Here is a 13,172-nt window from a genome sequence, read left to right on the forward strand (position 1 = left end):
GTTCGGACATGGCCGGCAAGACGGTGACGAATGGGGCCGCGCGTTGCGGCCTGAACGGCGCGGCGCTGGACAGGCCGCAACAGGGCAAGACGGGCATGGGCCGCGTCGATCTGATCGGTGCGGGCCCGGGCGATCCCGAGCTGCTGACACTGCGGGCACTGCGGCTTTTGCAGCAGGCGGACGTGGTGGTCCATGACCGGCTGGTCTCGGCCGAGGTGATGGCCTGCGTTCCGGCCCATGTCCGCCGCATCCCCGTGGGCAAGGCGGCAGGGTTTCACCCTGTTCCGCAAGAACAGATCAACGCCCTGCTTGTCGAGCTGGCACGCTCGGGCCTGACCGTGGCGCGGCTCAAGGGCGGAGATCCGACGATCTTTGGCCGTGGTGGCGAAGAGTTTGAGGCCGTGACCCACGCGGGCATCCCCTGCGACTATATACCCGGCATCACCGCGGCACAGGGTGCGGCGGCCTCGGCCCGGTTTCCGCTGACACATCGCGGACTTGCGACCGGGCTGCGCCATGTCACCGGCCACCGGGCACGGGATGCGGCGCTGGATCTGGACTGGGCGTCTCTTGCCGATCCGCAGACCACGCTTGCCGTCTATATGGGCGCGGCGAACGTGGCCGAGATAGCGCGGGAACTGATCCGCCACGGCATGCCCTCCGACCTGCCGGTGCTTGCCGTTTCGCAAGCCAGCACCCCGCAGGAAAAGCGGCTGCTTGCGACATTGAAGGATATCGCTGCGGCGCTGGCACGCAAGCCGCTGCCCACCCCGGTCCTGTTCATCATCGGCCATGTCGCAGCCATGGCGGATGACTGCGACCTGCCCCATGAATCCTACCGCCCGGAATGGCGGCTGGTGGCGCATGGCTAGGCTGGCACTCATCCCCGTGCTTCTGGCCGGGGCGGCAATGGCAGCCCCGCCCGATGCCACGCGGCAGGACGAATTGCGCCATCTGGTGCGGCAGGATTGCGGCTCGTGCCACGGGCTGCGCCGTACCGGCGGCCTTGGCCGCCCTATCACACCCGAGGCACTGGCAGAGCGCGAACCCGGAGATCTGGCCGAGGTCATCCTGGACGGCCTGCCCGGCACCGCGATGCCCGGCTGGCGCCCCCTGCTGACCGAGGATGAGGCGCGCTGGATCGCCGATTACCTGATGAAGACGGAGACGGAATGATGCTCAAGGCTGTTCTTGCCGCCCTCATGCTTACCATCACCCCGGCCCAGGCCGATGAGCTACGCGGCACTGGCGATCTGGGACTGATCGTCGAGCGTGAAACAGGCTCGCTGCTGGTGGTGGACCGCAGCGAACGCGCCGCACTTGGCCGGATCGAGGGGCTTGGCGATCTGTCCCATGCCAGCCTCGTCTATTCCCCGGACGAACGTTTCGCCTATGTCTTTGGCCGCGACGGCGGGTTGACCAAGGTCGATATCCTGACCCGTCAGGTGGTCCGGCGCGTGGTGCAGGCCGGCAATTCGATCGGGGGCGCCATCTCGGACGATGGGCAGCTGATCGCTGTGGCGAATTACGAACCGGGGGGCGTGCGGGTCTTTAACGCCGAAACGCTGGAACTGGTTGCCGATGTGCCGATGGGGTCGAAAACCGTGGGCATCGCGGACGCACCCGGTTCGCGCTTTATCGTTGCCACCTGGGACACGGGCGAAGTCTGGATCATCGACCACTCGCACAGCCCGGCACAGCCCGGAATCACCCGGCTCAAGGGTATCGGCGCCAACCCCTATGACGCGCTGCTGACCAGCGACGGGCGGCGCTATATCGTCGGGCTTTTCGGCGAAAAGGGGCTGACGCAGATCGACCTGTGGCAGGACCCGCCCGAGGTTACACGCTTTCTGCCCGATTACGGCCGCGACCAGCCCGATATGCCGGTCTACAAGATGCCGCATCTTCAGGGCTGGACGCTGGCCGATGGCGTCTTTGCCCTGCCCGCCGTCGGGCTGCACCAGCTGCTATGGGTTGATGCCGACAACCTGACCGAGATTGCCCGCACCGAACTTGCCGGTCAGCCGGTCTTTGCACTTGCCCGCCCCGACAGGCGCGAGGTCTGGGTGAATTTCGCCCCGCCGGACAATGACAAGCTGCAGGTCGTCAACACCCTGACCCATGAGGTTCTGGATACCCTGACCCCCGGCAAGGGTGTGCTGCACATGGAGTTCGCCCCGCGCGGGCGTGAGGTCTGGCTGTCGGTCCGCGACGAGAACCGGGTCGAAATCCGCGACACCCGCAGCCGCGAGGTTCTGGGCGAAATCGAGGCTCGTGCGCCTTCGGGGATCTTCTTTACCGACCGCGCACACAGGACGGGGCTTTGACATGGAAGATCTGGATCTGCGCATGCTCGACGGCTTTCAGCGCGACCTGCCGCTGGTGCCCCGTCCCTTTGCCGCCATGGCCCGCCGGCTCGACACAAGCGAGGCCGGGGTGATCGCCCGCCTCACCCGCCTGCAGGCCGAAGGTATCGTCTCGCGCGTAGGCGCCACCTGCCGGCCGAACACCGCCGCCGCCTCGACGCTGGCCGCGCTGCAAGTACCCGCGCGGCGGATTGAAGAGGTCGCGGCAATGGTCGGGGCAGAGCCCGGCGTCAACCATTCATACCTTCGCGAGGACGACTGGAACCTGTGGTTCGTCGCCACCGCCCCGGATACCGAGGCGCTGGCGGCGAGCCTTGCGCGGATCGAGACCGCGACCGGCCTTTCCGTCCTGTCCCTGCCGCTGGTGCGCGCCTTCAACATCGACCTTGGCTTCCCCCTGACCGGGGCGCGCCGGGCGATGGCGCTGGACCGGCCTGCCGATCTGGAGGCGCTGCGCCCACGCGACAAGCCGCTGATGCAGGCGCTGTCCTCGGGTCTGGCGCTGATACCGCGCCCCTTCGTCGCGCTGGGGCAGGCCCTGCATCGCAGCGAGGCCGAGATCATCTCGCGCATCCGCGCCCTGGCCGAAGCGCGCCTGCTGACCCGGGTCGGCGTGATCGTCAAGCACCGCGCCCTTGGCTGGACGCAGAATGCCATGGTCGTCTGGCGCCTGCCCGACACCGCGGTCGAGGCCGCAGGCACCGCTTTGGCGGGGGTGCCGGGCGTTACGCTGTGCTATCAGCGGCAATCGGTGCCGGGACGCTGGAGCTGGCCGCTCTTTTGCATGATCCACGCGCGTTCCCGTGCCGAGGCGATGGAGGTGCTGGCCCAAGCCCGCGCCCTGCCCGCACTGATGAATGTCCCGCATCGCATCCTGTTCTCGACCCGTTGCTTTCGCCAGCGCGGGGCCACCATCACCGGGATCGCCGCATGAAGAACCTTCGACGCCACAGCCTGCCACCCGAGGCATTGGACACGGCTGACCGCGCCATTCTCAACACGCTGCAAGAGGGTTTTCCCCTGACGCCCCGCCCCTTTGACGACGCAGGCGCGACGCTGGGGCTGACCGGCGCCCAGCTGATTACACGGCTGCAACGGCTGCGCGAGATCGGTGCGATTACCCGCTTTGGCCCGTTTTTCGATGCAGAGGCGATGGGCGGGGCATTCTGCCTTTGTGCGCTTTCGGTGCCGGAGCCGGATTTCGACCGCATCGCCGCGCTGGTGAACGCCCACGCCGAGGTCGCCCATAACTACGCCCGCGACCATGCGCTGAACATGTGGTTCGTGCTTGCCACCCCTACACCCGAAGGCATCGCCAGGACCGCCCAAAGGATCGAGGCCGAGACCGGGTTGACCGTATGGCAGTTCCCAAAGCTGCGCGAATTTTTCATCGGCTTTCGGGTGACGGCATGACAAGGCTGGACGATACCGACCGCCGCCTGATCGCGGCTACTCAGGCCGGGCTGCCTCTGGTTCAGGCTCCCTATGCCTGCATAGCCGCCGATCTGGGCTTGACCGAGGCGCAGGTCATCGACCGGCTTTCCCAACTGCAAGCGCGCGGGGTGATCCGCCGCATCGCCCTGGCCCCCAATCATTACGCGCTGGGGATGACCGCGAACGGCATGAGCGTCTGGGACGTCGAGGATAAAGTGGCCGGGACCTTAGGCGAAATGATCGGCGCACTTGATTTCGTCAGCCATTGCTATCTGCGCCCGCGTGCACCGGTCTGGCGCTACAACCTTTTTGCCATGCTGCACGGGAAAAGCCGCACCGAGGTCGAGGACAAGCGCACCCGGATCCGCGCCCTGCTCGGCCCCGCCTGTCTGGCCGACGACATCCTTTACTCCACCCGCATTCTGAAGAAAACCGGCCTGCGTCTTCGGGACGGCCAAGAAAGGTAAACCATGTTCCGCCTGACCGAATATATGCGCGAGCTTGTGTCCCCCTCACCCCCGCGTCGCCGGACACGGCCGGGCACGGTCCGTCCGGTGGTGATCTGGAACCTGACGCGCAGCTGCAACCTCAAATGCCGCCATTGCTATACAGTTTCGGCCGACCGGCCCTTTCCCGGCGAGCTGACGCATGACGAGGCGATCTTGGTCCTGCGCGATCTGTCGGATTTTCGTGTCCCGGCCCTGATCCTGTCCGGGGGCGAGCCGATGGCGCGCTTTGACTTTTGGGAACTGGCCGAAGAGGCGCGGCGGCTGGACTTTCGCCACCTTGCTCTTTCGACCAATGGCACAAGGATCGACGCCGGAAATGTCGCGCGGCTGGCCGATCTGCGCTTTGACTATGTCGGTATCTCGCTTGACGGAATCGGGACCGTGAACGACTGGTTCCGCGGCGTCGAGGGCGCTTTTGATCAGGCGCTTGCCGGGGTGCGGGCCTGTAAGGCGCAGGGGATCAAGGTCGGCCTGCGTTTTACCATCACCGAGAGCAACGCCCATCACCTGCCCGCCATGCTGGACCTGTGCCGGGATGAGGGCGTGGACAAGTTCTACCTGTCGCATCTGGTCTATGCCGGACGCGGAGACAAGCACCGGGGCGAGGACACCGCCCATACCCGCACCCGCCACGCGATGGACCTGCTGATCGACCGCGCATGGAAGGCGGTCGAGAAGGGCGAGCCGCTGGAGATCGTAACCGGCAATAACGACACCGACGCCGTCTATTTCCTGCGTTGGGCCGAGACCCGCTTTCCGGCCCAGACCATCGCCCACCTGCGCAAGCATCTTGAGGCATGGGGGGGCAATTCCTCGGGTCTTGGCGTCGGCAATATCGACCCGCAGGGCAAGGTCCACCCTGATACCTATTGGTCGGATTACACGCTGGGTTCGGTCAAAGAGCAGCCCTTTTCAGAAATCTGGACCGGCGACGATCCCATGCTGGCAACACTGCGAACCCGTCCGCGCCCGTTAAAGGGCCGCTGCGGCGCCTGCGCCTATCAGGCGGTCTGTGGCGGCAACACCCGCATCCGCGCGCTGCAACTGACCGGCGATCCATGGGCCGAGGATCCGGCCTGTTATCTTTCCGCAGCCGAGATTGGCGCAGAGGGTGCCGATCTTGACCGTCTTGCCGTGACACCTTTCCGGGGAAAAAGCCATGATCCGGCCCATCGTTTTTTCTAGTCTGCTGGCTGCCCTGCCACTGACCATGCTTGCATCTGCGGCAGCACAGGCCGATGCCGCCGCAGACTATGCCGAACATTGCGCCGCCTGCCATGGCGAGGACCGGCTGGGCGGCACCGGCCCCGCGCTGATCCCCGAAACGCTGGGTCGGGTGCGGGGCATTGATCAGGTGATCGCTCAGGGTCGCGTTTCGACCCAGATGGAGGGCTTTTCCGACCGTCTCTCGCCCCAGGCGATCGCGGCGCTGGTCGAATATGTGACCGCCCCACTTGGCCATCGCCCGGACTGGGACGCTGCCCGGATCGCCGACAGCCGCGAGATGAACCCCGATTACCAGCCCGCCGACAGTCCGGTTTTCGCCGCCGATCCGCTGAATATCACGCTGGTCGTCGAAACCGGGGACCATCATGTCAGCGTGCTTGATGGCGACAGTTTCGAGGTGCTGGACCGTTTTGCCACCCCTTTTGCCGTCCATGGCGGGCCAAAGTTCAGCCCTGACGGGCGCTTTGTGTACATCATGTCGCGCGATGGCTGGGTGCAGAAATACGATATCTGGTCGCTGTCCGAGGTCGGCCGCATCCGCGCCGCCCTGAACAGCCGCAACATTGCGATCAGTCCGGACGGTCAGCGTATTGCGGTGGCGAACTATCTGCCGGAAAGCCTGACCATTCTTGATGCGGACCTGAACCCCGTCAGCCTGATTGAAACGCGGGTCAAGGACAGGCCCAGCCGGGTCAGCGCCGTTTATCAGGCCCCGCAGCGCCACAGCTTTGTTCTGGCGCTGAAGGATGCGCCCGAAATCTGGGAGGTCGGGACCACCGACCTGGCAATCCGCCGCATCCCGATCAATGAGCCGCTGGACGACTTCTTCTTTTCGCCGGACTACCGCCAGCTGATCGGCGCCAACCGCGACGGCGACAAGGGCGTGGTGATCGACCTCGACGACGGGCACAAGGTCGCGGAACTGCCTCTGCCGGGCATGCCGCATCTTGGCTCGGGCATCACATGGCAGCGCGACGGCCGCCGGGTCATGGCGACCCCTCATCTGGGCGAGGGCGTCATCTCGGTCATCGACATGCAGGACTGGAGCCTTGTCGGGCAGATAAAGACCGCGGGTCCGGGCTTTTTCCTGCGCGGTCATGCCTCCAGCCCCTATGTCTGGGCGGATGTGTTCTTTGGCCCGCACAAGGACCAGATGCATGTCATCGACAAAGAAACGCTGGAAATCGTCAGGACACTGGCCCCCTTTCCCGGCCGGACCTTCGCCCATAGCGAATTCACCCGCGACGGCAGCCATGTGCTGGTCTCGCTGTGGGAGGATGAGGGCGCGGTCGTCGTCTATGACGCGAAAACGCTGCAAGAGGTGAAACGGCTGCCGATGCGCAAGCCTTCGGGGAAATACAATGTCTGGAACAAGATCACATTCGAGGACGGTACCAGTCACTGACGGCTGGCCGGCATGGAAACTGGCGCTGCTGTTTTACCCATTCGCGGCGGCGGCGGTCTGGATCAACCTTTTCATGCTGTCGTTGCTGGCAAGCTGGACTGGCCTGCCTGTACTGCCGCCCGCCCGCGCGATGGCAGCGGCGGCGGTGCTGGGTATGCCCGTCGCCTATGCCGCAGGGCGCTGGATCCGCGGTCTGATGGACAAGGCGCAGGGCCCTGAATCCCGCCCGGATGATAACCATTGATTATCTTGAATATCAAAATTAATAAATTCCAATAATTTAACTCTCCCGCTATACAAGTCTCAGCAGACTGTTAAGAGTTATCGGAGCCATCCGTTGCGGTCCCCTGAATGGGCGCAATCCGCATCCGGTCACGCTGCCTCGCCCAGCGACGCAGCCCAGCAAAAGGAGAGCCAACATGGACGGGAACAATATCGCCAGTTCGGGAAAATGCCCGGTGATGCACGGCGCGAATACCGCGCTCGGCACTTCGGTCATGGACTGGTGGCCGAACGCGCTGAACCTGGACATCCTGCATCAGCACGACAGCAAGACCAACCCGCTCAGGGGGTTCAACTACCGCGAAGCGGTCAAGACGCTGGACGTCGAGGCGCTGAAGGCTGATCTGCGTGCACTGATCAATACCAGCCAGGACTGGTGGCCGGCCGACTGGGGCAGCTATGTCGGCATGTTCGTCCGTACCGCCTGGCACGCCGCCGGATCCTATCGCGTCGGCGACGGCCGGGGCGGCGCCAATACCGGCAACCAGCGTTTCGCGCCGCTGAACTCGTGGCCTGACAACGTCAACACCGACAAGGGCCGCCGCCTGCTGTGGCCGATTAAAAAGAAATACGGCAACAAGATCTCCTGGGCCGACCTGATCGTGCTTGCCGGCACCGTCGCCTATGAGGCCGCCGGCCTTAGGACCTATGGCTTTGCCTTTGGGCGTGAGGACATCTGGCACCCCGAAAAGGACACCTATTGGGGTGACGAAAAGGAATGGCTTGCCCCCAGCGACGGCCGCTATGACGATGTGAGCAAGGCCGAGACGCTGTCGAACCCGCTGGCCGCTGTGCAGATGGGCCTGATTTACGTCAACCCCGAAGGGGTGAACGGCAAATCGGACCCGCAGGCGACCGCGAACCAGATGCGCGAAACCTTTGCCCGCATGGGCATGAACGACGAGGAAACCGTGGCGCTGACTGCGGGCGGCCACACCGTCGGCAAATGCCACGGCAATGGCAGCGCCGCTGATCTGAGCGCCGACCCCGAGGCCGCATCGCCCGAGTTTCAGGGCCTTGGCTGGATCAACACCAAAGGCCGCGGCGTGGGGCGCAATACCGTTGTTTCCGGCCTTGAAGGTGCGTGGACGACCAAGCCGACCGAATGGGACAACGGCTTCTTCCGGATGCTGTTCAACCATGAATGGACGCTGACGCACAGCCCTGCGGGTGCCTCGCAATGGGTGCCGATCTCGATCGCCGAAGAGGACAAGCCCGTGGACGTCGAGGACCCCTCGATCCGGGTAATGCCGATGATGACCGACGCCGATATGGCGCTGAAGGTCGATCCGATCTATCGCGAAATCTCGTTGCGCTTCATGAACGACTTTGAGGCGTTCAGCGATGCTTTTGCCCGCGCATGGTTCAAGCTGACCCACCGCGACATGGGCCCGCGCAGCCGCTATATCGGCCCCGATGTGCCGTCCGAGGATCTGATCTGGCAAGACCCAATCCCCGCCGGGACCAGCAACTACGACGTCGCCGGTCTCAAGGCACGCATCGCCGCCAGCGGGCTGAGCGTGGCAGAACTGGTCTCGACCGCATGGGACAGCGCCCGGACCTATCGTGGCTCGGACATGCGCGGCGGGGCCAACGGTGCCCGTATCCGCCTTGCCCCGCAAAAGGACTGGATCGGCAACGAGCCCGGGCGCCTGCAAAAGGTCCTGTCGGTGCTTGAGCCTCTGGCAGCCGAGTTCGGCGCCAGTGTCGCCGACACCATCGTCCTGGCCGGCAATGTCGGGATCGAACAGGCCGCCAAGGCCGCCGGTTTCGATATCGAGGTCCCCTTTGCCCCCGGCCGTGGCGACGCCACGCAAGAGATGACGGATGTCGAATCCTTTGCGGTGCTTGAGCCGATCCACGACGGCTATCGCAACTGGCTCAAGGCCGACTATTCGGTCAGCCCCGAAGAGCTGATGCTGGACCGCACCCAGCTTTTGGGTCTGACCGCGCCCGAGATGGTGGTGCTGGTCGGCGGTATGCGGGTTCTGGGCACTAACCACGGCGGCACCAGGCACGGCGTGTTCACCAGCCGCGAGGGGGCGTTGACGAATGACTTCTTCGCCAACCTCACCGATATGGCGAACACCTGGGTACCGGCCGATAACGGGACCTATGAGATCCGCGACCGCAAGACCGGCGCGGTGAAATGGACCGCAACGCGGCTTGACCTGGTCTTTGGCTCGAACTCGATCCTGCGTTCCTACGCCGAGGTCTATGCCCAGGACGACAACGCCGAGAAGTTCGTAAACGACTTCGTCGCCGCCTGGGTCAAGGTGATGAACGCCGACCGCTTCGACCTGCGGGCCTGATCATAGCCGGGACCGAGGGTCCCGGATCGCCAGAACAAGAACCGCCCGGAGGCCTGTCACCTCCGGGCGGTTTCGTATCTGGCTCAAGGCGCAGGGCGCAACGCTCCGAACGCACAAATTTGCCAAACCAATCATCCCGCCTTGGCTCAGTAACGAACCGGAACAAGACGGACAACAGCATCTGGCGCCAGGAAAAGCGGCATCCGGCGCATGGCGTCACAACACGGATTGCCGGACGGTGGCGTTGATGGTATTCAGCGCAACGCAACTGGTTCTGAGAGGTTCTGCCCAGCCAGTATTGAATATTCGGGGTTCTTGCCGCGCACACGTAGCTTGCGCACAGGGTCGCATAAAACTGATGCTGATACGTTACATAGTTCTTTGCGACAGACAAGCCGGAAAAAGAGCTTTGAACAGCAGAAATACGGCCAGATCGGCATCATGATCAGCATGGATAGTATCGTTCCCCGGAAAAGCGATTGTACAGATATCCGCTATCAGACCGATCGCAGAACCCTAAGAAAACAGCCGCCAGAAACCCTAAACGCCATCATCGCCAGTAAGCATCCAACCCACCAGGAAACCAATGCTCAGGTTTTCGTTAGCGCCATCATTTGCAAGAACCACAATGGCCACGCCCGGCAATCAAATCATGAAGATGATGGCATAGCATACCGCCCCCCTGAACTGGCCGAGACAGATCGGAAAGTAACGAGCCGGAAATCTCTGATACGCTACGTGGAATCGCCCCCATTCCGCTCAGACGCTGGTGAGATTTTGAAACAGCACAACACTTTCAACGCTGAATCTTAAGCCAAGAACGAAAACACGGACTGCGCCAAGGTGTGCGCGATATCCGGCCACGAGAATGAGGACGTACTGAAATGGACAATCAGGCCAACGAAAAATACGACGTAGCTATTATCGGGGTCGGCGTCGGAGCTAACTACGGCTCGGTTCTAACCTATTACAGCCTTTATCAAACGGTTCAGTCGTTTGGAAACAAGGTCCTTATGGTGTCAAAGATCGGCGCCAGCGCGGATGACCCAGAGATTCAGAATACACATGCGATCAAGTTCGCAAGAAAGCATTACAATCTCAGCAAAATTTACAGTCAGACGACCGTTCATGAACTTAACCGGATCGCCAATACTTTTGTAATCGGTTCGGATCAGGTCTGGAACTACGGGATCTCGCAGCATTTCGGCAAAGCCTTTTATCTGGACTTTACCGAGGATTCCAAACGCCGGATCTCTTATGCGGCGTCCTTTGGCCACTCAAAAGATTTCTCGCCGCCTGATGAAGTCCCCGTCATCTCCGAGTTGATGCGCCGCTTCCACGCGATCTCGGTCCGCGAAGATTCCGGCGTAAAAATCGCACGCGACATCTATCAGGTGCCGGCCAAGCAGGTGGCCGAGCCGATCTTCCTGCTTGACACCCAGCGCTATCTTGATCTGGCGGCCCAATCGACACGAGATGTGTCAGGGCCCTATCTGCTGGCTTATATTCTGGACCCGACGCCTCAGAAAAAGGCGGCGATCGAGCATGTTGCAAAAGAAAAGAACCTGAAAATCAGGATCATTCTTGACGCATGGCCGCACCTGTTTGAAAAAAACAAGCAGAGCATGGGTATCGAGGGCGCGGTCGAGGAGGGCATCGACACCTACGATTTCCTCAAACTTTATGCCAACAGCTCGTATGTTCTGACCGACTCGTTCCACGGCACGGCCTTCGCACTGAAGTTTGGTAAACCCTTTGCCTCGATTGGCAACAAGCGTCGCGGTGTGGCTCGTTTCCATTCACTGTTTGGAATTGTGGGCCATAAGGAACGTTTCACGCTGGATGCAAACGACATCCTGACCAGAAGCGCCGATTTCCTGGCTCCGCTCGACTATACCTCCATTCATGCAGCTCTTGACGCACATGTCAAAGAATCGAAGCTGTGGCTGAAATCGGCACTTAAGACGCCGATCCGGAACACGATTGCCGCAGTAGAGAAAAAGAAACTTTCTCCGTCCCTGGGTGCACGCCTGCGCAATGGCAAGCTGGAGCGGGCGCTGAGAAAATCTGCCGAACTTATCAAGTTCCAGATGAGCAAGCAGAAGTTCAGCCTGAGGGCGCCGCAATTCACCGCCAATAGCGACGCATGGACAGTTACCCACACCGGTCAGGCCACGCAGTTGAAGGCTGTATCTCCAGTCCGGGGCAATCTGGTATGGACCGACCTGCCCGAGCCGCTGAAGGAAGATTCCGCATATGAACTGACGATTGACTGGACAGTGCGCACAGCATCCGACCTCGTCAATGTTCACATCCGCAACCCGCAAACCGGAAAGTTCCGCGTTATTGGTGCCGTAGCACCAAAAAAGAAAACGAACGTGCCGCGCACCGACAAACTGAGCTTCGTCGTGCCTACCTCAGGCTTTTCTCAGATCATGTTCGGGGCAGTTCATTTCATCGGCGTAAATGCCGGTGCCGATATTACCGGGATATCTCTGCGCTCGATCCCCAAAGAGGCTGTTGTGCCGAATGCGGCGCCTGCCGCACCGTCCAAACGCAAGAAGGACGCGGCAACGGTCGTGCGAGAGCTGGGCGAACACGATATCAACCGCTTTATCAACTTCTATGCACAGCACCGCATCTCCCGCAATGTCGAGAATGCGCGTTCCCTGCTGATGTTCTATAGCCACGGTTTTGAAAAGGGGCTGAGCCGGTCCGAAAGCTTCCGCCCCGGCTTTGGCAAGGACTACATGCTGCCGCTGGCCGAAGAGATGAATAAGTGGATCAAAGCGGGCCGTGATCCAAAAGATTCCTTCTTCCAGATCGCCGCATCGGTCATGCACAACTATTTCGAGCGGCATCGTGAGATCGGCTTTGACGTATCTCACTTCTGGAAGCTGTTCCACACGCCTGTCCAGGAGGCGATTCAGAAAGCGGACAAAGGTACCGGCGGGGTCCAGGCCGCCCATCTGACCCGAGAAGCCGAGGTCGACAGGTTCCAGAATCGCAGTTTTGTAGATGTCGTCTTTTCGCGGCGCAGCGTCCGTGAATTCACATCGGATCCTGTCCGCAACGAGGATATCGAGCGCGCCATTCGGATTGCGCAGCAAGCGCCATCAGTCTGTAACCGCCAACCGGTCCGGGTCCATCAGTTCACCAACCCCGATGCCATCAAGGCCGCGCTTGAGCTGCAAGGCGGCTTCCGGGGCTACAAAACCCCGCCAAAGCTGCTGCTTATCACAAGCGATCTGTCAGCCTTTGTCGGCGCGGTTGAAAGAAACCAGGCCTTTATCGATGGCGGCCTCTTTATGATGCTGCTGTTGCTTGGGCTCGAACAGATGGGTCTGGGAGGCTGCAGCCTTAACACCGCCATGAACGCCGAGCGGGAAAAAGCGATCCGGAACATTCTGAACATCCCTGAGAACGAAGTCTTTATCTCCTTCGTCGCCGTTGGGCATTACGACCCGGCTGTCCTGACGCCGCGTTCGAAGCGCATACCGGTCCAGGAAGTACTGGCATCGCACGAAAAGGCCTGACTGTGGGCCCCGGAGAGCAACTGTGGAAAGAGCTTCGCCAATGAACAGCATGCCGAAAGAGGCGTTGGGACGTCCCAGCCTGAGCAAAGGACAATATCCGA

The 13,172-nt window shown here is 61.9% G+C and carries 12 protein-coding genes; all 12 read left to right on the forward strand.

Annotated elements, in window-relative coordinates; all coding sequences use genetic code 11:
• Window positions 1-8: 8 nt before the first annotated feature.
• The 12 genes from cobA to PARACOCCUSGL_RS21195 all read left to right on the forward strand — a co-directional run bounded on the left by cobA (window position 9) and on the right by PARACOCCUSGL_RS21195 (window position 13,071).
• Entirely contained in the window at window positions 9-872 is an 864-nt protein-coding gene (gene cobA / locus PARACOCCUSGL_RS0104005; RefSeq protein ID WP_010393304.1) for a uroporphyrinogen-III C-methyltransferase, read from the forward strand.
• The gene (locus PARACOCCUSGL_RS0104010; RefSeq protein ID WP_010393306.1) at window positions 865-1,176 is read left to right on the forward strand and encodes a cytochrome c; all 312 of its coding nucleotides are present in this window, start codon (window positions 865-867) and stop codon (window positions 1,174-1,176) included. Before cobA ends, PARACOCCUSGL_RS0104010 begins: the two co-directional genes overlap by 8 nt.
• The gene (locus PARACOCCUSGL_RS0104015) at window positions 1,173-2,327 is read left to right on the forward strand and encodes a cytochrome D1 domain-containing protein (protein ID WP_040601684.1); all 1,155 of its coding nucleotides are present in this window, start codon (window positions 1,173-1,175) and stop codon (window positions 2,325-2,327) included. The genes PARACOCCUSGL_RS0104010 and PARACOCCUSGL_RS0104015 overlap by 4 nt, the downstream gene beginning before the upstream one ends.
• Before the next feature lies 1 nt (window position 2,328).
• Entirely contained in the window at window positions 2,329-3,300 is a 972-nt protein-coding gene (locus PARACOCCUSGL_RS0104020) for an Lrp/AsnC family transcriptional regulator (RefSeq protein WP_010393311.1), read from the forward strand.
• Window positions 3,297-3,779 (forward strand): Lrp/AsnC family transcriptional regulator, encoded by a 483-nt coding sequence (locus PARACOCCUSGL_RS0104025; protein ID WP_010393312.1) that lies wholly within the window; start codon window positions 3,297-3,299, stop codon window positions 3,777-3,779. The genes PARACOCCUSGL_RS0104020 and PARACOCCUSGL_RS0104025 overlap by 4 nt, the downstream gene beginning before the upstream one ends.
• Window positions 3,776-4,267, forward strand: coding sequence for an AsnC family transcriptional regulator (locus PARACOCCUSGL_RS0104030; protein WP_010393313.1), 492 nt, complete (start codon window positions 3,776-3,778; stop codon window positions 4,265-4,267). The genes PARACOCCUSGL_RS0104025 and PARACOCCUSGL_RS0104030 overlap by 4 nt, the downstream gene beginning before the upstream one ends.
• Before the next feature lie 3 nt (window positions 4,268-4,270).
• Complete coding sequence (gene nirJ / locus PARACOCCUSGL_RS0104035; protein WP_010393314.1) at window positions 4,271-5,494, forward strand: heme d1 biosynthesis radical SAM protein NirJ; 1,224 nt, start codon at window positions 4,271-4,273, stop codon at window positions 5,492-5,494.
• A complete protein-coding gene (locus tag PARACOCCUSGL_RS0104040) occupies window positions 5,469-6,941 on the forward strand; it encodes a nitrite reductase (RefSeq protein ID WP_010393315.1) in 1,473 nt (490 codons plus the stop codon). Before nirJ ends, PARACOCCUSGL_RS0104040 begins: the two co-directional genes overlap by 26 nt.
• Window positions 6,898-7,185, forward strand: a complete 288-nt coding sequence (locus PARACOCCUSGL_RS0104045; protein ID WP_029371474.1) for a hypothetical protein — start codon at window positions 6,898-6,900, stop codon at window positions 7,183-7,185. Before PARACOCCUSGL_RS0104040 ends, PARACOCCUSGL_RS0104045 begins: the two co-directional genes overlap by 44 nt.
• A gap of 175 nt (window positions 7,186-7,360) precedes the next feature.
• The gene (gene katG / locus PARACOCCUSGL_RS0104050; protein WP_010393319.1) at window positions 7,361-9,535 is read left to right on the forward strand and encodes a catalase/peroxidase HPI; all 2,175 of its coding nucleotides are present in this window, start codon (window positions 7,361-7,363) and stop codon (window positions 9,533-9,535) included.
• A gap of 210 nt (window positions 9,536-9,745) precedes the next feature.
• A complete protein-coding gene (locus PARACOCCUSGL_RS21750) occupies window positions 9,746-10,348 on the forward strand; it encodes a hypothetical protein (RefSeq protein ID WP_138918279.1) in 603 nt (200 codons plus the stop codon).
• 71 nt (window positions 10,349-10,419) lie between these two features.
• Entirely contained in the window at window positions 10,420-13,071 is a 2,652-nt protein-coding gene (locus tag PARACOCCUSGL_RS21195) for a polysaccharide pyruvyl transferase family protein (RefSeq protein ID WP_010393322.1), read from the forward strand.
• Window positions 13,072-13,172 lie beyond the last annotated feature (101 nt).

This window comes from Paracoccus sp. TRP, assembly GCF_000185925.1.
GTDB lineage: Bacteria > Pseudomonadota > Alphaproteobacteria > Rhodobacterales > Rhodobacteraceae > Paracoccus > Paracoccus kondratievae.